The organism is Bacillus sp. FJAT-28004 (assembly GCF_001280845.1).
Taxonomy (GTDB): Bacteria; Bacillota; Bacilli; order Paenibacillales; family Paenibacillaceae; genus Pristimantibacillus.
Map to the genome: position 1 here is coordinate 1,042,840 of NZ_LGHP01000002.1, position 24,147 is coordinate 1,066,986.

At 45.1% G+C, this 24,147-nt stretch carries 19 protein-coding genes; 16 read left to right on the forward strand and 3 right to left on the reverse strand.

Annotation, left to right across the window (positions count from 1 at the left end; genetic code table 11):
- The first annotated feature begins 42 nt into the window (after positions 1-42).
- The 12 genes from AC787_RS26615 to ftsZ all read left to right on the forward strand — a co-directional run bounded on the left by AC787_RS26615 (position 43) and on the right by ftsZ (position 17,336).
- Entirely contained in the window at positions 43-2,292 is a 2,250-nt protein-coding gene (locus AC787_RS26615) for a penicillin-binding transpeptidase domain-containing protein (RefSeq protein WP_235561127.1), read from the forward strand.
- Positions 2,293-2,428: 136 nt separating this feature from the next.
- Positions 2,429-4,369, forward strand: a complete 1,941-nt coding sequence (locus tag AC787_RS26620; RefSeq protein WP_054027961.1) for a stage V sporulation protein D — start codon at positions 2,429-2,431, stop codon at positions 4,367-4,369.
- Positions 4,370-4,443: 74 nt separating this feature from the next.
- Entirely contained in the window at positions 4,444-5,931 is a 1,488-nt protein-coding gene (locus AC787_RS26625) for a UDP-N-acetylmuramoyl-L-alanyl-D-glutamate--2,6-diaminopimelate ligase (protein ID WP_054027962.1), read from the forward strand.
- Positions 5,928-7,343 carry a UDP-N-acetylmuramoyl-tripeptide--D-alanyl-D-alanine ligase gene (locus AC787_RS26630; RefSeq protein ID WP_054027963.1) on the forward strand — a complete coding sequence of 472 codons (1,416 nt, stop codon included), beginning with the start codon at positions 5,928-5,930 and terminating at the stop codon, positions 7,341-7,343. The genes AC787_RS26625 and AC787_RS26630 overlap by 4 nt, the downstream gene beginning before the upstream one ends.
- Positions 7,344-7,347: 4 nt before the next feature.
- Entirely contained in the window at positions 7,348-8,304 is a 957-nt protein-coding gene (gene mraY / locus AC787_RS26635; protein ID WP_054027964.1) for a phospho-N-acetylmuramoyl-pentapeptide-transferase, read from the forward strand.
- Positions 8,305-8,382: 78 nt separating this feature from the next.
- A complete protein-coding gene (gene murD / locus AC787_RS26640; RefSeq protein ID WP_054027965.1) occupies positions 8,383-9,822 on the forward strand; it encodes a UDP-N-acetylmuramoyl-L-alanine--D-glutamate ligase in 1,440 nt (479 codons plus the stop codon).
- Positions 9,823-9,868: 46 nt separating this feature from the next.
- Positions 9,869-10,966 (forward strand): stage V sporulation protein E, encoded by a 1,098-nt coding sequence (spoVE, locus tag AC787_RS26645; protein ID WP_054027966.1) that lies wholly within the window; start codon positions 9,869-9,871, stop codon positions 10,964-10,966.
- Between the two features lie 602 nt (positions 10,967-11,568).
- A complete protein-coding gene (gene murB / locus AC787_RS26650; protein WP_054027967.1) occupies positions 11,569-12,474 on the forward strand; it encodes a UDP-N-acetylmuramate dehydrogenase in 906 nt (301 codons plus the stop codon).
- 15 nt (positions 12,475-12,489) lie between these two features.
- Complete coding sequence (murA, locus tag AC787_RS26655) at positions 12,490-13,758, forward strand: UDP-N-acetylglucosamine 1-carboxyvinyltransferase (protein WP_054027968.1); 1,269 nt, start codon at positions 12,490-12,492, stop codon at positions 13,756-13,758.
- Positions 13,759-13,869: 111 nt separating this feature from the next.
- The gene (locus AC787_RS26660; RefSeq protein ID WP_054027969.1) at positions 13,870-14,622 is read left to right on the forward strand and encodes a cell division protein FtsQ/DivIB; all 753 of its coding nucleotides are present in this window, start codon (positions 13,870-13,872) and stop codon (positions 14,620-14,622) included.
- A gap of 237 nt (positions 14,623-14,859) precedes the next feature.
- The gene (gene ftsA / locus AC787_RS26665; protein WP_054027970.1) at positions 14,860-16,101 is read left to right on the forward strand and encodes a cell division protein FtsA; all 1,242 of its coding nucleotides are present in this window, start codon (positions 14,860-14,862) and stop codon (positions 16,099-16,101) included.
- A gap of 119 nt (positions 16,102-16,220) precedes the next feature.
- Entirely contained in the window at positions 16,221-17,336 is a 1,116-nt protein-coding gene (gene ftsZ / locus AC787_RS26670) for a cell division protein FtsZ (protein WP_054027971.1), read from the forward strand.
- A gap of 1,434 nt (positions 17,337-18,770) precedes the next feature.
- On the opposite strand, the gene AC787_RS26675 is transcribed toward ftsZ, so the two are convergent.
- Positions 18,771-19,454 carry a hypothetical protein gene (locus AC787_RS26675; RefSeq protein ID WP_063847676.1) on the reverse strand — a complete coding sequence of 228 codons (684 nt, stop codon included), beginning with the start codon at positions 19,452-19,454 and terminating at the stop codon, positions 18,771-18,773.
- 440 nt (positions 19,455-19,894) lie between these two features.
- Here AC787_RS26675 and spoIIGA point away from each other — a divergent pair, with 440 nt between their 5' ends.
- The 3 genes from spoIIGA to sigG all read left to right on the forward strand — a co-directional run bounded on the left by spoIIGA (position 19,895) and on the right by sigG (position 22,460).
- Positions 19,895-20,812 carry a sigma-E processing peptidase SpoIIGA gene (gene spoIIGA / locus AC787_RS26680; protein WP_054027972.1) on the forward strand — a complete coding sequence of 306 codons (918 nt, stop codon included), beginning with the start codon at positions 19,895-19,897 and terminating at the stop codon, positions 20,810-20,812.
- 38 nt (positions 20,813-20,850) lie between these two features.
- Entirely contained in the window at positions 20,851-21,573 is a 723-nt protein-coding gene (gene sigE, locus AC787_RS26685; RefSeq protein WP_054027973.1) for an RNA polymerase sporulation sigma factor SigE, read from the forward strand.
- Positions 21,574-21,677: 104 nt separating this feature from the next.
- On the forward strand, positions 21,678-22,460 hold the full coding sequence (gene sigG, locus AC787_RS26690; protein ID WP_054027974.1) for an RNA polymerase sporulation sigma factor SigG: 783 nt from the start codon (positions 21,678-21,680) through the stop codon (positions 22,458-22,460).
- Positions 22,461-22,514: 54 nt separating this feature from the next.
- Here sigG and AC787_RS26695 read toward each other — a convergent pair whose 3' ends face one another.
- Positions 22,515-22,943, reverse strand: a complete 429-nt coding sequence (locus tag AC787_RS26695; protein WP_054027975.1) for a DUF3995 domain-containing protein — start codon at positions 22,941-22,943, stop codon at positions 22,515-22,517.
- Between the two features lie 16 nt (positions 22,944-22,959).
- The gene (locus AC787_RS26700) at positions 22,960-23,526 is read right to left on the reverse strand and encodes a TetR/AcrR family transcriptional regulator (RefSeq protein ID WP_063847711.1); all 567 of its coding nucleotides are present in this window, start codon (positions 23,524-23,526) and stop codon (positions 22,960-22,962) included.
- Between the two features lie 231 nt (positions 23,527-23,757).
- On the opposite strand from AC787_RS26700, the gene AC787_RS26705 reads away from it, so the two are divergent.
- A complete protein-coding gene (locus tag AC787_RS26705) occupies positions 23,758-24,039 on the forward strand; it encodes a YlmC/YmxH family sporulation protein (protein ID WP_054027977.1) in 282 nt (93 codons plus the stop codon).
- Positions 24,040-24,147 lie beyond the last annotated feature (108 nt).

Here is a 24,147-nt window from a genome sequence, read left to right on the forward strand (position 1 = left end):
ATGACCCTCCTTTTTCTCGTTTTAATAAGCAGAATTTATGTAGTGCAAGTAGTAGAAGGCGCCAAATGGTATGGACTAGCGAAGGAAAGATGGTCCACTGAAGAAAAGATGCTGGCTAAGCGAGGAACGATAGCCGACCGTAACGGAAGCGTTCTGGCAATGGATACGATCGCTTATAATGTAACTTTAAATCCAAAGCTGATTAACGAAGAGGACCTTACTGAAGAAATCATAAATGGTTTGCATGATATCCTTGGCATTTCTAAGGAAGAGCTTCGTAAAAATGTATCTGCCAAAAAAGATGACGGGAATTATTATGTATATCGGGAGGTGCGTAACGGAGGCTGGCAAATAGACAAAGCACATGCCGATAAAATTAAACAGTTCCGTGAAGATTTAGCTAAAGAAAAGGAGGTATATAGCGTTGGCATCGATTTGCAAGAAAATTTGAAACGTTATTATCCTAGAAAATCTTTAGCAGCACAGCTTGTAGGTTATTTGGACAAAGATGGTGTCGCGATGACCGGTGTCGAAGCCTCCTTTAATGAGCAGCTCAAGGGCGAAGACGGCTATATCAAGTACGAGAAGGACGGGAAACGCGTTCAGCTCGCTGAGGGAGAAGTAGACTACAAGCCAGCCAAAGACGGGCAATTAGTACAGCTCACTATCGATAATGAGATTCAGCATTACGTTGAGGAAGCACTGCAGGAAATAATGAAAAATTATTCTCCTAAGAGTGCTACAGCGATTGCTGCTGACCCGAATACAATGGAGATTTTGGCGATGGCAAACATGCCGCAATATGACCCCAATGAATATTGGAAAAACAATTCGAACTCATACAATCATGCGATTAAGTCTTTATATGAGCCTGGTTCAACTTTCAAAATCGTAACGTTAGCCTCCGCAGTTGAAGAAGGTGTATTCAATCCGGATGAATTATACAAATCGGGTCAAATCAAGATCAAAGGTGTACAAAGCCCGATCCGCGATATCAAACGAGAGGGATGGGGTACAATCTCGTTTTTGGACGGGTTGAAGTATTCTAGTAACGTTGCATTCGTCAAGCTTGGATATGAAAGGTTAGGCGCTGAGAAGCTGAGAGAATATTATACGAATTTTGGTTTTGGGCAAAAAACAGGAATTAAGCTTGGAAATGAGCAAAGCGGCACGATTAACTTTAAATACCCGAGTGAAATCGCGAATGCTACCTTTGGACAAGGGGTTGTTACGGTCACACCTATTCAACAGGTGGCGGCTGTCGCGGCTGTAGCTAACGGAGGAAAGCTGTTTCAACCGCAAATCGTAAAAAGTACGACGGACCCGTCGACCAAAACGACAACAACTTTCGAACCGAAGATGGTTCGTCAAGTCATCTCTGAGGAAAGCTCTCGTAAAGTCGGCGAGTATTTGGAGCAGGTCGTATCGGATCAGGATAAGGGCTCCGGTAAAAACGCTTATATCGAGGGCTACCGCGTAGCGGGTAAAACAGGAACAGCCCAAAAGGTTACTACTGTAGATGGGAAAAGCGGCTATTCTGATTCCAAATACGTTGTTTCCTTTATTGGTTACGCGCCAGTTGACAATCCGAAAATCGTCGTTTATGTCGTCGTAGATGAACCGAATACTACATTTGCTTCAGGGGGAAAGATTGCCGCTCCGGCATTTAAACAAATCGTCCTCAAAAGCTTGCGTAAGATGGGGGTAGCTCCTAACTATCCGGCTGGTTCCGAAAATTTGAAGAAGGAAGCGACGATAACGGTTCCAGATTTGACAGGGCTTAATGTTCCACAGGCCAAAGCGGAATTAAAAGCAAAGGCGATGACATTTGAATTAATCGGAAATGGTAAAACCGTGCTGCAGCAAATTCCTGCGGCAGGTTCAGCCGTACACCCGACACAGCGTATTTATTTGATAACGGAGCAGCGAGAGAAGCTGGCTATTCCAGATTTAACCGGTGTGTCGCTGCGGGATGCTTTAGAATTAACTTCGCTCATCGGCATTCGCCTCATACCCGAAGGGCAAGGGTTTGTCGTTTCTCAGAAGCAAGAGACATTAAACAAGGTAAGGGTGTTAAAGGTCGTACTAGCTCCGCCGAAAGGTACGGAAGGCCAATCCGGCAATACGGATACAAGCCCCGATGCGAAAGAAGCGGATAATAAGGGAAGTGAAGCTGGTACCGAAGGTGAAGCTGGTTCGGAAGGTGGAACAACCAAAGGTCAATCAACATCAAATGGTGAACAGGAAGCTAATTCCAATACAAGCAGTAATGGAAACGCAACGCCGGAATAAACATATATCTTTAATTTAGAGTAAGTCGTGTGCCGTTGTTCAAAGCTTGTTCTATCGTCCGCTTGTCCCGAATAATCTGGGAATGAGCGTAATTGAGCGCTCCTTTCGAAACAGTTAAGCGGAGGGGGAACAAGTTATGAAGGTATCCAATGTAACGGTTAGACGACGTTTATTTATCGTGCTTATACTTGCTGGGGTGTCATTCCTGGCTTTATGTGTGAGACTTAGCTTTGTACAACTATGGCAGGGTGAGAAACTGGCAGATAAAGCAGAGGATTCTTGGAGACGCAACATCCCATATGTGGCCAAACGAGGCGAAATTGTTGATCGCAACGGTATTCAGCTCGCCTACAACGTAAGCTCTCCTACGGTATATGCGATACCTGTCCAAATCAAAGATCAACAAGCTGCGGCTGCGGCACTTGCTCCGCTGCTCGACATGTCGCAAGAAACGCTTTATAAAAAAATTAAAACAAGAGCGTTAATTGTTAAACTTGGCCCAGGCGGACGCAAAATTACGATTGATAAAGCTGAACAAATTCGTGAGTTAGGTCTTGATGGCATCGTTGTTGCCGAAGACAACAAACGATTTTATCCATATGGCAGTTTAGCAGCGCATGTGCTCGGTTTTACGGGAATCGATAATCAAGGCTTAACGGGTATTGAAGCGAAATACAATTCAGAGCTTAGCGGAATTGGCGGCAGCGTATCCTTCTTGTCAGACGCAGCGGGAAGGCAGATGCCTAATTCTTCGGACACTTATGTGGAACCAAAGGACGGGCTTACGATGCAGCTTACGATCGATAAGCAAATTCAGACGGTTATGGAGCGAGAACTTGATCAAGCAATGACGAATTTGCAGCCAAATGGTATAATCGCGATTGCGATGGATCCGAATAACGGGGAAATTCTTGGCATGGCGAGCAGACCTACCTATGAACCAGACAAGTATCGTGAGGTTCCGACTGAAGTATACAATCGAAATCTTCCAATATGGATGACATACGAGCCCGGTTCCACCTTTAAAATTATTACGCTTGCTGCAGCACTAGAGGAAAAAAAGGTTGATTTGAAAAACGAACGTTTTTTTGATCCAGGTGCTATTGAGGTGGGCGGTGCTAGGCTTCGCTGCTGGAAAAAGGGCGGACATGGCAGCCAGACATTTCTAGAGGTTGTTGAGAACTCCTGTAACCCAGGGTTTGTAACGCTTGGTCAGAGACTTGGCAAGGATAAACTATTTGAATATATTAAAAACTTTGGCTTCGGGACGAAGACAGGCATCGATATCGGCGGCGAGGAAAATGGGATCTTATTTAAGCTCAGTCAGGTTGGACCCGTGGAACTTGCCACAACTGCTTTTGGTCAAGGGGTTTCAGTTACACCCATTCAGCAAATAACGGCGGTATCCGCAGCAATTAACGGCGGTACGCTGTATAAACCCCATGTAGCAAAAGCATGGATAAACCCGGAGACGGGAGCGACCGTAGAAACAGTAGAATCGGTTGCGGTAAGAAAGGTAATTTCCGAGGAAACGTCCAAGCAGGTGCGTGAAGCGCTTGAGAGCGTCGTTGCCAAAGGAACAGGCCGCAATGCATTTATTGATGGTTACCGTGTAGGAGGCAAGACAGGTACTGCGCAAAAGGTTATTAACGGACGTTATTCTCCCAATGAGCATATCGTATCCTTTGTTGGCTTCGCTCCTGCAGATGATCCGAAGATCGTCATTTATGTAGCGGTTGACAATCCGCAAGGTATTCAGTTCGGAGGTGTCGTTGCAGCGCCGATCGTTCGCAATATGTTGGAGGATGCGCTCACCATTCTTGAAGTTCCAGCTCGTGAGAAGCAGATCGACCGCATTTATAAGTATGGTGAAACGCCTATTGTAACGGTACCGAACTTGATTGGCAAAACGGTGTCCGATTTGTATGAGGATATGAATATGAATTTCAATCTGAGTACAGCTGGTTCTGGAAAAACCGTCATACGCCAAGCTCCAGCTGCTGGAACCCGTGTGGATCGTGGATCGACGATTCGGATCTATTTGGGTGAAGAAGATAATATATCCCACTCGCATTGACTATAATGGTAGTTAACGAGGGTGCCGCAGGCGGGTAAGTTTGTACGTCGGCGCTTAAGGGAGGAGCTGGGCAGATGCGATTAAAGGATGTTGCGGAATTGCTTATAGCCTCACGGCTGATAGGCGATGGAGAAACGGAACTGACTGGCATTGAGACGGATTCACGAAGCGTAAGTGAGGGGCAATTGTTTATTTGCTTGAGAGGACACACCGTTGATGGACATTCGTTTGCCCCCCAAGCGGTTGCCTCCGGAGCAGCAGCGCTAATAGCGGAACGGAAGCTGGACCTGCTGGTACCGCAGATTATTGTAAGAGATTGCCGTCTTGCCATGGCTGTAATTGCTAATTATTATTATAGACAGCCAAGTCAAACACTTAAGCTGATCGGTGTAACGGGGACGAATGGGAAGACAACAACAACTTATTTAATTGAACAAATTTTAAATGATCAGTGCAAGCCTACAGGTGTCATCGGTACGATAGAACGTCGTTACGCAGGGCAATCGTTCCCTATGACAAGTACGACGCCGCAAACACTTCAACTGCAAAGTTACCTCGGTGAGATGCGGGATGCGGGCACGCAGTATTGTGCGATTGAAGTGTCTTCTCATGCACTCGAGCAAGGGCGGGTGAAGGGTTGCCGCTTCCGCACGGCAGTATTTACAAATCTAACGCAGGACCATCTGGATTACCATGAAACGATGAGTCGATATGCGGCGGTGAAGGGATTGTTCTTCTCGAGGCTTGGCAATGTGTATGCTTCTGCGGAAAGCGATCGATCCTATGCGGTTCTTAATGCGGACGATGCCTTATCAGCAGAATATGCAGAGCTCACAGCGGCAGAAGTTATAACCTATGCGATCGATAAGGAAGCTGATGTACGCGCAACGAATATTCGAATAACAGCGCAGGGAACAACATTTCATGTTCATACATTCCGAGGCGAGACGGATATAACACTGCAAATGGCTGGCAAGTTCAATGTTTACAACGCTCTTGCCGCAATAAGCGCTGTACTTCTTGAAGGCGTGGAACTAGAGGCGATTGCCCACAGTCTAAGCATCATTCCTGGCGTTCCCGGAAGAGTCGAAGCGGTTAATGCCGGGCAAGCATTTGCAGTAATTGTAGATTATGCTCATACACCGGATGGTTTGGAAAATGTACTCAGAGCTATTCAGCAGTTTGCGGAAAATCGGATTATTTGTGTGTTTGGCTGTGGTGGTGATCGCGATCGCTCCAAGCGGCCGCTAATGGGAAATATTGCAGTGAAGTACGCAGATTACGCTATCATAACATCAGATAACCCGCGCTCGGAACCACCTGAGGCGATATTAAAGGATATTGAGGATGGGTTAATAAATAGCAAAATTGATCCTTCAACTTATGAATTAATTGTTGATCGTAAAGCAGCCATTCAAAAAGCGGTTGAAATGGCAAGCCTCGGCGATGTAGTATTGATTGCGGGGAAAGGTCATGAAACCTACCAGGATATTAACGGAGTCAAATATCCATTTGACGATCGAAAAGTAGCGAAAGCAGCGATAAGGGGAATCATACATTGATTAAACGTACCATCAAACAAATTGCCGAAATGAGCGGCGCTAAATGGAATGGAAATAATGCAGATCTTAATATAACGGGTGTAACAACTGACTCGCGGCAGGCTGCTGCGGGCCAGTTGTTCGTACCGCTCGTCGGCGAGCTATTTGACGGGCATGCCTATCTGGAGCAAGCTATTGCTAACGGAGCGGTTGCTGCCCTTTGGCAGAAAGGTCGCGAGGTGCCGGCCACTCTTGAGGGTGTGCCACTGCTCATCGTTGGAGATACGTTAGTCGCTTTACAGCGGCTCGCAACCGCCTATCGCAGTGAGCTTGTCACTCGTGTTGTCGGCATTACAGGCAGCAACGGTAAAACGACGACAAAGGATATGGCAGCTGCAATTCTCGGCACTTCCTATAAAGTCCACAAAACAGAAGGGAATTTGAACAATCATATCGGCTTGCCGCTGACTGTGCTCCAGCTTGATGAGGATACGGAGGTAGCCGTGCTCGAGATGGGGATGAGCGGCTTCGGTGAAATTGAGCTATTAACAAAGATAGCACAGCCTGACGCTGCAATTATTACAAATATCGGTGACGCGCATTTGCTCCACCTCGGATCAAGAGCCGGTATTGCGAAGGCAAAGCTTGAAATTGCACTCGGACTCAGCGAGGATGGTTTGCTGCTATTTAATGGCGACGAACCGCTTCTCGAAGCAGAGCTTGAGCGTTCAATACTTCCAGCGGGCATCGTACGCCGCACTTTTGGGTTAGCCCAGCAAAATGAATGGTCAGCGACAGACATTATCATTGAATCAGAAGCGGTGACGTTCACTGCTGTTTATAATGGAACGGCTAGTGGACTCGGAACCGTTCGAATACCTGTTCCAGGACAGCATAATGTCAGCAACGCGCTTGCTGCGATAGCAATAGGTCGTTTTTTTGGAGTTCCGGCTGCAAAAATTATTGAAGGTCTGAGCAATCTTAAGCTGACGGGCATGCGCATTCAGCCTGTTCGTGCGTTTAACGGCGCCATGATATTGAACGATGCGTATAACGCCAACCCTACTGCCGTACGCGCGGCGATTGATCTGGTGGAGCAGTTGGATGGGTATAGCCGCAAATGGATCGTACTTGGCGATATGCTTGAGCTGGGGCCGGAGGAGCAGGCACTTCATTTCGAGATTGGAGCCTATATTACGCCAAGCAAAGCGGATACGGTTCTCACATTCGGACCATTAGCAAAGCATATTGCTGAAGGAGTAAAGTCGCGCTTCCCTAACGCTGCCGCGAAGGATGCTATTAAACATTTTGAAGACAAAGAAGAGCTAGCTCTGTGGCTGAGGGGTCAGATGCAGCCAACTGACATCGTGCTCATAAAAGGTTCACGCGGCATGCAGATGGAACAGATTGTCCAAGCATTGGAAGTGGGGTGAGGAAATGGATATGATGGTCATTTTATTTTCGATTGGCGCTTCATTCCTGCTAGCGGTTCTGCTCGGGCCATTGTTCATTCCAGTGCTTCGCCGCTTAAAGTTTGGTCAGCAAATCCGTATGGAAGGTCCGCAAAGCCATCTGAAGAAAAGCGGTACTCCAACGATGGGCGGCATTATCATTATGTTTGCCCTCATGATTGCGTTCTTGAAGTTTTCTGATAAAACGGCTGAATTTTGGGTGCTGCTGACAGCATCGCTTGGTTTTGGCCTTGTGGGCTTTTTGGATGATTACATCAAGATCGTATTTAAAAGATCATTGGGTCTAACTGCAAGACAAAAGCTATTTGGTCAACTGCTATTTTCGATTATCGTGTGTGCAATGCTCTACAATATGAACCACAGCACTGAAATTACGGTACCTGGTACAGGCTGGGGATTTGATCTAGGCTGGTTTTATTATCCTCTTGTTGTCATTATTCTTTTTGCAGCGAGCAATTCAGTGAATTTCACCGATGGACTTGACGGTCTGCTAGCTGGGACGAGTGCTATAGCATTTGGTGCATTTACAGTGGTTGCTCTGCAAACCTCGGCTCATGAATCAGCTGTTTTCTCTGCAGCAATGGTTGGCGCGGTTCTAGGTTTTCTAGTATTCAACGCACATCCAGCAAAAGTGTTTATGGGAGATATGGGATCACTAGGTATCGGAGGCGGTATTGCAGCAGTCGCTATTTTGACAAAAACGGAGCTGCTGCTTATCGTTATCGGAGGCGTTTTTGTACTTGAGATGCTTTCTGTTATATTACAGGTAGGCTCCTTCAAGCTAAGAGGGAAACGTATTTTCAAAATGAGTCCGATTCATCATCATTTCGAGTTAGTTGGCTGGTCGGAATGGAAGGTAGTTACTGTGTTTTGGCTTGTTGGCATCGTGTTTGCAGCAATTGGTTTGCTATTTGTAATATAATAGAAAGAACAATAAGAAAAAAAGCGGCTTTTATCGATTAAGAGCCGCTTTATGCATACATAGAAGGGACTGTCAGTTATGAATCATCCGGCATCTTATGAGGGCCGCCGAGTTGTCGTGTTAGGCTTGGCTAGAAGCGGGGTAAGCGTTGCGAAGGTATTTCATCAATTAGGTGCAGAAGTTGTTGTGAATGACATGAAGGATCGTGAATTATGCCCCGAAGCGGACGAATTGACTGCTTTGGGCATTTCTGTGCTATGCGGTTATCATCCAGATGATCTGATTACAGAGGAGACAGCGCTCCTTATCAAAAACCCTGGTATTCCCTATACGTCCCCTCCTGTTCAGCGGGCAGAGGAGCTTGGCGTTGAAGTTATTACAGAGGTGGAAGCAGCCTATTGGCTTTCTCCTGCCCCTATCATAGGGATTACGGGTTCAAACGGCAAAACAACAACGACGACGTGGATCGGCGATATTTTAAGCGCTGCAGGCTTAAATCCTATAGTGGCCGGAAATATCGGACGTCCTCTATGCGAAGCAGCGGTGGAAGCAACGCCCGACCAGTGGATCGTTGCTGAGCTTAGCAGCTTCCAGTTGAAGGGAACAAGCGAGTTCCGTCCGCATATCGCGCTTTTGCTTAATATTGCAGAGACTCACTTGGACTATCACGGCGATATGGATGACTATGTCAATTCAAAAGCAAAACTTTTTGATAATCAAACCGAAGATGATGTTGCTGTCATCAACTGGGATGACCCTGAGTGCAGGGCGCTATCTGAGTTCCTTATTGCGCAGCTTCTGCCTTTCTCTCTCTATGAGCGCCTGGATGCGGGCATTTATATCGATCCTCCATATGAGCGGGACAATGTTGATGCACAAGATGATGAAGCCGCTATTGAAAGGCAAATCGTATTCCGCCAGTCTGAAGACATGGTAATTACGATTTTACCAGTATCAGAGCTAGGCATACCAGGCCGACACAACGCCGCTAACGCGCTTGCTGCCATTGCGGCGTGTTTGGCTGCTGGAGTTGCACCAGAGCGTCTTGTAGAACCACTGCAGCTGTTTAGAGGCGTTGAACACCGTCTGGAGTTCGTGCGTGAAGTAAACGGCGTCAAATATTATAATGATTCGAAAGCGACTAATCCAGTAGCAACGACGATGTCGGTTCGCTCGTTATCAGCACCGATAGTACTCGTTGCAGGGGGACTCGACCGTGGATCTGACTATATGGAGCTCGTTCCATTATTCCGTGATCGTTTAAAGGGACTAGTCGCATTAGGCGAGACTAGAGAAAAGCTATCCCGCGTGGCTGAGCTGGCAGGTTTAGCTAAGGTGGAAATCGTCGAACCTAGTGAGGACGCCGAGTCCGTCCTTAAGCAAGCGGTGAAACAAGCTGCAGCAATCGCTGAGCCGGGAGATATCGTTTTATTGTCGCCGGCATGTGCAAGCTGGGATATGTTTGCATCGTATGAGCAAAGAGGGCGCATTTTTAAAGATTCGGCGCATACCTTGTAAGTAGGGGGCATGTCCCTACTTTTCCATGCTAAGAGGTGTGTTCGCTATGGCCAAAGCGCGTTCTGCCCCGGATATTTGGATGCTGACTGCAATTGGGCTCATTCTTGCTATCGGGTTAATTATGGTGTACAGCGCTAGCGCAGTGCTTGCTTTTCATGAATTCGGCGATCGTTTCTACTTTGTAAAACGACAGCTACTATTCGCCGGACTAGGAATAGGCGCGTTGATATTTACGATGAATACGCATTATACCGTTTGGAAAAAGTGGGCGCCGCTGGCTTTATTGATTTGCTTCGGCCTGCTATTACTCGTACTAATACCTGGTGTTGGCGTCGTTCGCGGTGGCGCACGAAGCTGGCTTGGTATTAGTTCTTTCGGTATTCAGCCTTCTGAATTCATGAAGCTGGCGATGATATTATTTTTAGCTAAATGGCTCTCAGAGAAGCAGCAAACGATTACGCAGTTTACAAAAGGGCTTATGCCGCCGCTAGGTCTAGTTGGACTAGCCTTCGGACTGATTATGCTGCAGCCTGATCTGGGTACAGGAGCGGTTATGGTAGGCGCCTCCTTACTGTTGATTTTCACAGCTGGCGCTAGATTGACGCATTTGGGCGGCTTGGCGCTTATCGGTATTGCAGGTTTTGTTGGTCTAATCATAGCTGCGCCTTACCGATTGAAGCGGATTACGAATTTTCTTGATCCATGGGCAGACCCGCTTGGCGGAGGTTATCAAATTATTCAATCCTTATATGCGATCGGACCAGGTGGACTAGTTGGGCTTGGTCTAGGCATGAGCCGTCAAAAGTTCAGTTATTTGCCTGAGCCGCAAACGGATTTCATCTTTTCGATATTAGCAGAAGAGCTCGGATTTATTGGAGGGGTAACTCTAATATTGTTATTTCTAGTCGTTGTATGGCGTGGGATACGTGCAGCCATTGCATCAACAGATACTTTTGGAAGCTTGCTTGCAGTCGGTATTACGGGTATTATCGGTGTCCAGGTATTGATTAACATTGGTGTCGTAATTGGCATGATGCCAGTAACGGGAATCACTTTACCGCTCGTTAGCTATGGTGGCTCATCCCTAACGCTTCTTTTAACCGCACTAGGTATTTTACTGAACATATCTCGTTATTCGAGGTGAGGCTTCATGCCTAGGAGATCAACCAGCCAATGCTTGTTTTTAGAAAAGAAACAATAAATGTCCGGCTTCAGAAGGGCTTGCAGTTTGCTTAACAGCAGCTGCAGCTATTCAAGCCGGATATTGTTGTTGGTAGGGGACTTACGCGTTTATTAGAAGGATACGTAAGTTTGCCTGATCTTGAGCCGCATTAATAATATTAAAAGTCATAGGTTAAAATCGTACTTTTAGTGGCACGTTGACGCTCGAATTGCGCTTTCAGTTTCTTGCACAGTACTTTCATTGAGCCAATTGGCTCTATTTAGGCCTTTGTCACACAAGAGCCTATGTAGGCATAAGATACACTATATTCGTGACCGTCACCCGAAAGGAGCGGTTATTTGCAACAGAAGAACCGGCAGCAGCGCTTCAGTTTGCTAAAGGGATTGCGAATCACTTTTATTCTTACTTTTTTTACAGCTAGGCATATGCTTGTGCTTACGAAGTAGGCTTTGCTGCACAAAGCCTTAAGCGAATGCTTACGAAGTGGGTTTTGCTACACAAAACCCTAAGCGAATGCTTACGAAGTAGGCTTTGCTGCACAAAGCCTTTGGGAGGTTCAACTAATGGAAGCATTTAAAGCGGAATTGGAACAAGCTGATCTTGGCGAAGTTTTGTACAACGAACCGCTCTCGAACTATACGACCTGGAAAATCGGCGGCCCCGCTGATATTTTGATCCTTCCTCGAAGCAAAGATGAATTAGTATCGGCGGTTTGTTTGATGCAAAAACATCAAATACCCTGGACTAATTTGGGCAGAGGCTCAAACATGCTGGTAAGTGATAAAGGGATTCGTGGAGTTGTAATTAAACCGCACAGAGGGCTCGATTACTTGCGTTTTGAAGGGCCGCTAGTAATAGCTGGTGCTTCATATTCTTTAATAAAGCTATCAGTCATGGCTGGCAAACAAGGTCTGACCGGACTTGAATTCGCGGGGGGAATCCCAGGTACGGTTGGCGGAGCCGTCTATATGAATGCTGGCGCGCATGGATCAGATGTGTCACGTATTTTCAAGTCAGCTGATATTGTACTGGAAACAGGAGAATTGGTTCGCTACGATCGTGAGGATATGAGATTCTCTTACCGCCATTCTATTCTTCACGAGCAAAAAGGCATTGTCATTCAGGCAACCTTTGAGCTGGCAGAAGGGAATAAGCAGGAAGTACTCGCTATGATGGCCTCCTACAAAGAGAGAAGATTGAGAACGCAGCCGTTGCAGCTTGCTTGTGCAGGCAGCGTGTTTCGCAATCCACCTAATGATTATGCCGCTAGACTCATTCAAGAGGCTGGATTAAAGGGTGAATGCCTCGGAGGAGCGCAAGTATCGGAGCAGCACGCCAATTTTATTGTGAATACCGGGCAAGCGACAGCTGAAGACGTTCTCGCCCTCATGACTCATATAAAAAGCACTGTTCAGGACCGCTATGGCATCCTGTTGGTGCCGGAAGTATTGGTGGTGGGTGAGCGGTAATTCGGAGGTGATACATTGGACAAATTGGTGATTGAAGGTGGGAAACCTCTCTCAGGAACCATAGTTATCCAAGGAGCGAAAAATGCCGCTTTGCCGATTCTGGCTGCCAGTCTATTGGCCGATGGCACAACAACGATAGATCATGTGCCTGATTTGCTAGATATCGATGTCATGCTAAACATTTTACGCGAATTAGGATGCCGCGCTGAGCATACGGGAGGAACTGTTGTGCTGGATACTGAAACTGCACATACATCCCACGTGCCGGAATCGTTAATGAGACAGATGCGATCTTCTATTTTTTTAATGGGGCCTTTGCTTGCTAGGTTTGGCGAGACGCAGGTATATCAACCAGGTGGATGTGCAATTGGTGAGCGGAAAATTGATCTTCATTTAGAAGGTCTTCAAGCTCTTGGTGCAGAAATAGAAGAACTGGGTAACCGGATCATATGCCGTGCCGAGAAATTAAGGGGAGCTGATATTCACTTAAGCTTTCCAAGTGTAGGAGCAACTGAAAACATTATGATGGCCGCTGCTTTAGCAGAAGGCCGAACTACGATCAGCAATGCCGCAAGAGAACCAGAAATTCAAGACTTGCAAGGCTTTTTAAATGCAATGGGTGCGAAAATAATGGGGGCCGGGACCGACACGATAACGATAGATGGGGTACAGTCGCTAACACCTTGTCGTTATAAAGTTATTCCGGATCGGATTGTAGCAGGAACCATCATGGTTGCCGCAGCTGCAACACGCGGTCAAGTAACGCTCCAAAATACAGAGCCAGCGCATTTAACCTCCTTGATTCATGTTCTGCGCCGAGCAGGTGTTCAAATTGTTGTCGACGATGATATAATTAAAGTTGGCAGTGCAACAAGGCCTAGAGCGGTTGAAAGAATCGTAACCTCTCCGTACCCGGCGTTTCCTACCGATTTGCAGTCTCAGGTTATGGTGCTGCTTTCACTTGCAGATGGTGTGAGTGTATTGAAAGAAACGATTTTTGAAGGTAGATTGAAGCATGTGGATGAGTTGTCACGCATGGGTGCAGACATTCGCGTAGATATGAATGCGGCATTCATTCGCGGCGTGCCAAGGCTTTATGGCGCGACGGTAGAAGCAACTGATTTGCGAGCGGGTGCTGCCCTTGTAATAGCTGGCCTAGCAGCGCAAGGAAGAACAGTCGTGGAGCAAATTCATCACATTGATCGTGGCTACGAAAAAATCGAAACGATGCTGTCAAGGCTGGGTGCACGGATTTCGCGTTATTCGCCAGTGCCTAATAACTAATACTATGCGCATGAGCTGCAAGATAGAAACAGCCGGTACCCTTTTGATGCTAAGCGAAGGCTGATGCGGAGAGGTTAGCCGGATGTTTTTTGGGGAAAGAAGGGACAAGTTATGAGCGCACAGATGCCAGTGCTGAAGGAACCAACAAAAAAAAGAATGGGTAGTCGGAAGCTGTTGACCATCCTTATATTATTGTTTCTGGCTCTTTTGGCCGTATTATTTTTTAATTCCTCTATCAGCAAAATCTCAGAAATACAAATTGAAGGAACTAGATTCGTTACTCGAGAAGAAATAGGCAAGTCAGCCGCTATTTTGGTTGGCGATGCGTTCTTTCGTACTTCGTCTTCTACTATAGAAGATCGAATTCTCACATTGCCGCAAATTAATGTGGCTAAAGTTACGAAAGTATTTCCTGGCGTGGTAAAGATTTCTATCGAGGAGTATCCTGTTGTTGCTTTTGAGCTCTCCAAGCAAGGGGAAATGACAGCGCTTTTGTCAAATGGAACGACTGTAGAGGCAGACAGTGATGAAATGCAGCTTGTGGACAAGCCGGTACTGTCAGGATGGACAGATGGAAATTCCGTTAAGGCAGAGCTAACAAAGCAGCTTGGCAAAATGACAACTAAGCAACTTTCCGATTTATCGGAGATTATACCTTATCCATCAGCAGCATATCCCGATCGGATACTTATGTATACTCGTACAAAGTTTGAGGTGGTAACTGCGGTCTCTGTTCTTAATGAAAAGATTGAAGCGTTGAACGCGGTAATCGAGACACAAGAGCCAGGTAAGATCACGATGTTACTAGCGGATACATATGTGCCTTTTGAGAGTGATAGTCCAGAAAATATAGATTCTGAGTAAAATTATACTACTCAATAGTCTGAAAGAATGGTAGAATTTTATTTATCGCATTATTACTCGATGAAGCTGGATAATCATAGGAAATAAAGAGATTCGCAAGGGGCGACGCTCGACACAAAGCGAGAAACAATGAAAAATTTGTTGAAAAAAGAGGGAAAATAATAAAAGCGTTGAATATGTAGGAAGACCTTAACATGTGATAAAATAATTAATTATTTGAAACGGAGGTGCCGCAAGATGAGCAGCAACGACATCATCGTCAGTTTGGACATCGGTACATCCAAAGTTCGTGCTATTATTGGTGAAGTGAATAATGGAGCCATTAATATTATTGGAGTTGGATCTGCCGACTCAGAGGGTATTCGCAAAGGAGCAATAGTAGATATTGACCAGACTGTGCAATCGATCCGTAATGCAATAGAGCATGCGGAGCGCATGGTAGGCATTCAAATATCAGACGTATATGTTGGTATTCAAGGCAATCATATTGCTTTGCAAACCAATAGAGGCGTCGTTGCAGTATCCAATGAGGACCGTGAAATTGGTGAAGAAGATATTGAACGAGTTTTACAAGCTGCTAAAGTAGTAGCGCTCCCTCCAGAGCGAGAAATCATTAACTTGGTTCCAAAGCAGTATCTAGTAGACGGTTTGGAAGGTATTTCCGATCCGCGCGGTATGATTGGAGTTCGCCTTGAGGTTGAAGCGACGATCGTCACGGGGACGAAGACTGCTATACATAACCTTATGCGTTGTGTAGAGAAAGCAGGCCTTCGTATTTCTGGTGTCATTTTGTTATCACTCGCTTCAGGAGTGGTTTCGTTGACTAAAGATGAGAAATCGATAGGCACTGTTCTTACTGACATAGGAGCAGGATCATGCACGATTGCGATCTATGATCAAGGCGGCCTAGCTGCTACGTCAACGCTTCCAATCGGTGGCGAATATGTAACAAATGATGTTGCTTATGGTTTGCGTACGCAAAGCGATCAAGCTGAGAAAATCAAACTTAAATATGGATGTTCCAATGTAATGGATGCAGCCGAAGATGTGAAGTTTAAAGTAGTACGAATGGGCAGCAATGTGGAAAAAGAATTTTCACAGGTTGATCTTGCTAGTATTATTGAGCCTCGCATGCAAGAGATTTTCCATTTAGTTCGTCAAGAAGTGCGTCGACTCGGTTATGGTGACAAGGTTAACGGTTATGTGTTGACCGGTGGCACCGTATCGATGCCAGGAACTCTCGCTTTGGCCCAGGCAGAGCTTGAGTCTTCGGTCCGAATAGCACTCCCTGATTATATTGGGGTAAGAGACCCGGCGTATAGCAGCGGCGTTGGCATGATTCAATATGTGTCAAAATATATGGGAGCTCGTGGAACTGGAGCAGTGAAGAAAACGGCAAGCCGCAAAGCAAGTCCAGCACCTTCAACTAAACCCGGTATGTTCGAGCGGATTAAAAGTATGTTTAATGAATTTATTTGAAGATCTAAGATAATATAAGTTTCACCTTGTGTACGATACTTATATTTTACCGCGAAACGTTGCTGTGCCGTCTCATAGATGCTATCAGCAGTTTACGCTTGACTGGGGGAAAATGAAAGATGTTGGAATTCGACTTTGAGCTTGAGCAGCTTGCTCAAATAAAAGTAATAGGTGTTGGCGGTGGCGGTAGCAACGCCGTTAACCGAATGATAGAAAATGGTGTTAAAGGCGTAGAGTTTATTACAGTAAACACAGACGCTCAAGCTTTGCATTTGGCTAAATCTGAGCATAAGCTGCAAATCGGTGATAAGCTGACGCGTGGTCTTGGTGCAGGAGCTAACCCAGATGTAGGCAGCAAGGCAGCAGAAGAATCTCGCGAAATTATTATGAACCAGCTTAAAGGTTCAGACATGGTATTCGTTACTGCTGGTATGGGCGGAGGAACAGGAACAGGCGCAGCGCCAGTAATCGCAGAAATTGCACGCGAATGCGGTGCATTGACAGTTGGTGTTGTCACTCGTCCGTTTACCTTTGAAGGCCGCAAGCGTTCGGGACAAGCTGAGCTTGGTATCGAAGCGCTTAAAGAAAAAGTAGATACGCTAATCGTCATTCCAAATGACCGTTTGCTTGAAATTGTTGATAAGAAGACGCCGATGCTAGAAGCATTCCGTGAAGCGGACAATGTTCTTCGCCAAGCCGTTCAAGGTATTTCGGATCTAATCGCAGTTCCAGGTCTAATCAACCTTGACTTTGCGGACGTAAAAACAATTATGACTGAACGAGGCTCCGCTTTGATGGGTATCGGTATTGCTACTGGCGAGAACCGTGCTGCTGAAGCAGCGAGAAAAGCAATTATGAGCCCGCTTCTAGAAACGTCAATTGACGGCGCACGCGGTGTTATTATGAACATTACTGGCGGCAGCAACCTTTCACTCTATGAAGTGAATGAAGCGGCTGAGATCGTCATTTCGGCGTCTGATCCAGATGTTAACATGATCTTCGGTGCGATCATCGATGAAGATTTGAAGGACGAAATTAAAGTTACCGTTATCGCAACGGGCTTTGAGCATAAGTCTGCAGCAGCTCGTCGTGTTCCGCAACAGCAACCGGAAGCGGTTGATACAAGACAAACAGGCAGCTCCAATGCAGTTAAGCCTTTTGGCGCTAGCAACACTTCAAGCGATCAGCTTGAAATCCCAGCATTTTTGCGCAATCGCCCGCGCAGCGATCGCTAAATCTTTTTCGCACTAAGCCTCACCAATTATGGTGAGGTTTTTTTTTATGTGAATGATTGAAAATAGTGATAGCAAAGCGGAGAAGCTGCTATAAGCACACATATGTTCTTACAGCGTGAAAGTAACCCAAGTTAGCTGCCTATAAGCACCTATATGTTCTTACAGCTTACGATAGGCGAATGAGCAAGGTAAGAAGTCGCTGTAAGCACGCATATGTTCTTACAGCGTGAAAGTAACCCAAGTTTGCTGCCTGTAAGCACCTATATGTTCTTACAGCCTAGGATTGGCGAAAGAGCAAGGTAGAATAGTCGCTGTAAGCACCTATATGTTCTTACAGCGTGAAAGCAGCCATAGTTTGCTGTCTGAAAGCACCTATATGTTCTTTCAGCCTACGATTGGCGAATGAGCAAGGTAGAGAAGTCGCTGTAAGCACACATATGTTCTTACAGCATGAAAGCAGCCATAGTTTGCTGCCTGAAAGCACCTATCTGTTCTTAAAGCCTAGGATTGGCGAATGAGCAAGGTAGAATAGTCACTGTAAGCACGTATATGTTCTTACAGCGTGAAAACAGCCATAGTTTGCTGCCTGTAAGCACCTATATGTTCTTACAGCCTACGATAGGCGAATGAGCAAAGTAGAATAGTCGCTGTAAGCACGTATATGTTCTTACAGCTTACGATTGGCGAATGAGCAAGGTAGAGAAGTCGCTGTAAGCACGCATATGTTCTTACAGCGTGAAAGCAGCCATAGTTTGCTGCCTGTAAGCAGCTATATGTTCTTACAGCCTACGATTGGCGAATGAGCAAGGTAGAGAAGTCGCTGTAAGCACGCATTTGTTCTTACAATGTGAAAACAGCCATAGTTTGCTGCCTAAGCACCTATATGTTCTTACAGCCTACGATAGGCGAATGAGCAAGGTAGAATAGTCGCTGTAAGCACGCATATGTTCTTACAGCGTGAAAGCAGCCATAGTTTGCTGCCTGTAAGCACCAATATGTTCTTAAAGCCTAGGATTGGCGAATGAGCAAGGTAGAATAGTCGCTGTAAGCACGTATATGTTCTTACAGAGTGAAAGCAGCCATAGTTTGCTGCCTGTAAGCACCTATATGTTCTTACAGCTTACGATAGGCGAATGAGCAAGGTAAGAAGTCGCTCTAAGCACGCATATGTTCCTACAGCGTGAAAGTAACCCAAGTTTGCTGCCTGTAAGCACCTATATTTTCTTACAGCCTACGATTGGCGAATGAGCAAGGTAAAATAGTCGCTGTAAGCACGTATGTGTTCTTACAGCGTGAAAACAGCCATAATTTGCTACCTGTAAAGCACCTATATGTTCTTACAGCCTAGGATTGGTGAATGAGCAAGGTTGAAAACATGCTGTAAGCACGCAAATGTTCTTACAGCGTGTAGGCGACCTCGGTTTGGTTGTCCAGTCAATGGGAGCTAAACAAAGTATTGTGCAGCTTTTCTTGGTTGACTTTGTAGCAGCAAATACGCTTTGTACCTCTTCCGGCAGGAAGCAGTATTTGTTTGAGAACCATGTTATGCAGCAGCTTTTGCGCATCACGCTTTTTGATTTTTAAGAGATCGATTACGTCGGATGGGCGAATCGGATGCTGTAAATGGGTTGCAAATCGTAACACTTCTTTATGCAGAAACGTCTCAGCACTAGTATCGTTGTTTCTACCAACTAAGCTCCTGCCCATAAATTGTTGGAGCAACTGCTGGCACATACGCGGCTTCTCTTTTATATGATCATATGAGAACCGTAATATTTTCCAATTATCGAGTATGAGATGGTTTTGTCGCATTAAGGAATCTGAAAACTGCCAGCGACTGGTTTCTGAAGAATGGGTACGAAAGCCGTCAATTTCAATGGCTAGCCTCAAGCCAGCTTTTAAATAAGCAAAATCCAAAAATCGAGTGCCGTCACGGAAATCGGATATCTCATACTCTGGAAATAATCCATCCAATTCATTAAAAGCAGGATACCAAATGGTCTCTAAGAAAAGTTTTTCAACATGACCATGCCCTTCATTCATTTTTCGTTTACTTTCCCCTTTGATTTCCTTCAGATGCGCTTCGAACCAACGTTCATAGACCGCTTGATACGACAAAAAAATCAGCCTCCCCCATAAAATGAAAAAAACCGCATACTGCGGGAGAGATGTTCTCCCGAGTAAGCGGTGTGCTTCACTGCTTAAATCTATTTAAAATCATAATCTAAATACCAATGTTGAACAAGACCCATTTTCATGTTTAGTACAGAATGAGTCAGCTTCGTCTTGAATAGGTGTTTCCTTCGTATCAATAAACTTATGATTAGACGCTGCAACAAATCCAATAACAAAGCATGACAAAATGAGATTTATAACTTTTTGCAAAATTAAGCGTAAAAGACTTGCCGTTTTTTATACTCCTACTCGACAAAAAAAGATATGTCATGCCGTCATGAATAGACAGACTTTGAAATAGGATTTTAATATACTAGTCTCAATCGTTCTCCCGGGTGCCGGCTGCAGGCCCGTTTACCGCCAGTTGCAGGAAGGTGACCGAAGTGGCTATTTATGTTGATGTTATGTTTTTGCGAGAGCTGCTCGTTGACGGTGCAATTCTATTAACTACCGCTTGGGCACGTCATTTAAAACCGAAGCCTTGGCGGGTATTATTGGCTTCTGCTGTCGGAGCTTGTTATGTCGTTTTGATGCTTTTTCCACATTTATCTTTTTTATTCACGTTTGCCGTAAAGGTTGGTATGTCGTTATTGATTTTATGGATTGCTTTTGGTTTCGCCTCTATTCAGCACTATATGAGGAATGTCGCGGCGTTCTATGCGGTTAACTTTGTAGCTGCCGGAGCTGTTCTTGGACTTTATTATTTGTTCATGCAAGGATCCCGTGAGGTTTGGAAAACGATGATGTTCGTAAACGGAAACATGCGTGTGGAGCTTAAGATGGGACTATTTTATTTAATTGCTGCGTTATGTATCGGATTGTATATATACCGTGCCGTATTGACGCAAAAAAGAGAAAGGGAGCTGGTGCAAACTCATTTGGCAGAAGTGAAAATTATGATTGGAGAACGCATACAAACCTGCATAGGCCTGATCGACACCGGCAATCAGCTTTATGATCCACTTACACGGACACCGGTCATGGTGATGGAGGCATCCTTATGGCAAGATGATTTACCTGAATCGTGGTTGAATAGCATACGAGATGCACAAGTAGATCGTCTTGTAGCGGGAATGGATGAGCACACCTTTGTATGGCAAGATCGACTTCGTCTTGTACCATTCAGAGGTGTCAATCGAGGGTCACAATTCATGCTTGCGATAAAGCCGGATGCGGTTGAAATTACTAGGGAAGGACAAGTTTTTGAAACGCGGAAGGTGCTTATCGGGCTTGACGGCGGAAAGTTAACGTCTGATGGGGCATATCGAGCCATTATCCATCCGTCTATGGTACAACAGTAACGAACGTATGCTCATACAAACGAGGAGGGATGGGCAAGATGCTCGTCAAGTACAAACTGATCCTTCAGTTATATTATTATCGTGTGATGTTTTTATTCGGATTAAAAAGTGAAGAAATTTATTACATTGGTGGAAGTGAAGCGCTGCCGCCTCCCTTAACACGTGAAGAAGAAGAATATTTGCTGGAAAAACTGCCTACGGGCGATACGGCCATTCGCGCTATGCTTATCGAACGTAATTTAAGGCTTGTCGTGTACATCGCTCGTAAGTTTGAAAATACTGGCATTCATATTGAAGATCTCGTATCAATTGGCGCGATTGGTCTTATAAAGGCGGTTAATACGTTTGATCCTGAAAAAAAGATTAAGCTTGCCACCTACGCCTCGCGTTGTATTGAAAATGAAATATTGATGTACCTGCGCCGCAACAGCAAGACGCGTACCGAAGTATCATTTGATGAACCGCTAAACATCGATTGGGATGGAAATGAACTGCTTTTATCGGATGTGCTCGGAACAGAGAATGACACCATTTACCGCAATATTGAAGAGCAGGTAGACCGCAAGCTGCTTCACAAAGCGCTTGATAAATTATCGGAACGTGAACGAATTATTATGGAACTTCGGTTCGGTCTTGCCGACGGTGAGGAAAAAACGCAAAAGGATGTCGCTGACCTTCTTGGCATTTCCCAGTCCTACATTTCACGTCTGGAGAAGCGAATTATAAAAAGACTTCGCAAAGAATTTAATAAAATGGTTTAAAATCCGCATCCCGCTTGCAGTTGTCGAACGATGTCACAATAGGAATAAAAAGGACTCCTGAGGAGATAATGTACAGTAATGTTTCTCCTTGGGAGGTAATCACGTTGACCCGAAATAAAGTCGAGATCTGTGGAGTGGATACCGCGAAACTGCCTGTCCTAAATAATGTGGAAATGCGAGAATTGTTTACGGCATTGCAAACCCGTAACGAGTGGGCAGCAAGAGAGAAATTAGTAAACGGTAATCTACGGCTAGTGCTTAGCGTTATACAACGGTTTAACAATAGGGGAGAGTTTGTAGACGACTTATTCCAGGTCGGATGCATTGGACTTATGAAGGCGATAGATAATTTCGACCTTAGCCAAAATGTCAAATTTTCCACCTATGCCGTACCGATGATTATCGGAGAAATACGCCGTTACTTGCGTGACAACAACCCTATACGCGTATCGCGCAGCTTAAGAGATATCGCCTATAAGGCACTTCAGGTTAGGGATAGTTTGACGAACAAAAATTCACGCGAACCGACGATTTTTGAAATATCGGAAGCATTAAACGTTCCGAAGGAAGACGTCGTATTTGCACTGGACGCCATTCAAGATCCTGTTTCGTTGTTTGAACCGATATACCACGACGGTGGCGATCCTATTTATGTTATGGATCAGATCAGTGACGAGCGAAACAAAGATGTATCGTGGATTGAAGAAATTGCGCTTCGGGAGGCTATGCATAAGCTGAACGACCGTGAAAAAATGATTTTGTCGATGCGCTTCTTTGAGGGCAAAACGCAAATGGAGGTGGCCGATGAAATCGGCATCTCACAGGCACAGGTATCTCGTTTGGAAAAGTCAGCTATTCAGCAAATGCAAAAGCATGTAAAAACATAAAAAAACGGTGCCGAGAGGCACCGTTTTTTATTTATATGTCATGATTGAAAGACACTAAGCAGTATTCATCAACCAGAAAGTTAAGAAGCTGATAACGAGGCAAAGCGGGCAGTAAACATACGTATCCATCCGTGCAAAAGGCGTGTTTCGAATCGTTTTGAAAAACCCGACAGCTCGAAATTCTCCTATAGCTCTAGCCAAAAAAACAATGGCAAGCGCCCAACCTGCAAAGGACGGCAACGACGCTGGTCCGGTGACAGGGATAATGTCAGCAAACATGAAGATAAATACAGCAGCCGCCAAGAAGAGCAGAGCAACAGCTGCCGTCCCTATAGGACGGGGAATAAAAATAGGTTGACCAGTGTGGTTCTTCGTCGGGACAGCAATGGAAAATCCACGCCGTCCTCCAAAAAGCCAGTATATATGTATACCGCTGATGATGAACAACACCGTACCAATTAAAGTTGCTAGTAATATTTGCACCTCATGTCCCTCCGTTTCATGAATGAGTTTTTTCAATAAATGGCATGAGCAGGTCAATTTGTTGCCGGGCTTTTTCAGGATTGAGAGTACGGTGCTTATTTCGTTCATACCAGCCCAAATAATAACTATACAAGAGCTCAGCGGTATTTCTGGCCTCATCTTCTAATAATCCACTCGCAACAAGCAGATTTCTCATGTAATCCAAACGTTGCTGCTCTATTTGATGTAATAGCTCTGCATATGCAGACGAAGTCGTTCCTAATTTTCGGAAATGATAGACGAAATCTTTTCCTTCAACGGTGCTGAACATGACGCTTAGCAAACGTCGTACCTTTTGCATCGGTTCCAAATTGTCATGCTGCTGAATATGAGCAATGATTGAAGTGGTTGTTTGTTCGTGCCAATAATTTACGATACGTTCTACATATAAAACGCGATTTTTGAAGTACCAATAAAAGCTGGTTTTACTGCTGCTTAGCTGCTTAGCCAGCTGTTCTACAACGAGAGCCTCGACACCTCCTTCAGCAAATTTTTGCATACCGAGCTTGATCCAATCGAGTTCTGTTGCGACGATTTTTGGCATGATATCCTCCATATGTCGATCCTCTGATATTGTTTTTATTGTACGATACCGTACAGAAATTATATCATGCAGATCAGATGGTGAAAAGTATTGTACACTGACGTACATAAAAATACATTTTGAAATAAGCGTCTCGTTTTCTTCATAAGAAGGACATTTTGGGCGATTTCCACATATAGTTATAGGAGAGACAAACGGGTGATCACTCTACTTGAAAAGTGGTGAGCGGAAATGAAAATATCTGATTTTCAGACGAAGGATGTAATAAATATTGTGGACGGAAAAAAGTTAGGCCAAATAACTGATTTGGAGCTTGATCTACGGCAGGGGCGGATCGATTCTATTGTGGTGCCGCAATTTACTAAGTTTTTGGGGATGTTTGGCGGTGGCGGTACAGAGGTCGTTATCCCATGGCGTAATATTGTTAAAATAGGGGCGGATGTTGTGCTCGTTCGAATGGATGACACTAAACAGCTTCGTTCTGAGGAAGATGATTTGCACGCTCGCTCATAAAACGCTAAACTGTGTCTATACAAGCAAGTTGATTTGCTTTGCAAACCAGCTCTTTTGCTAACGAAGTAGGTTTGCTGTGCAAACCTTAGCAAATGCTTACGAAGTAGG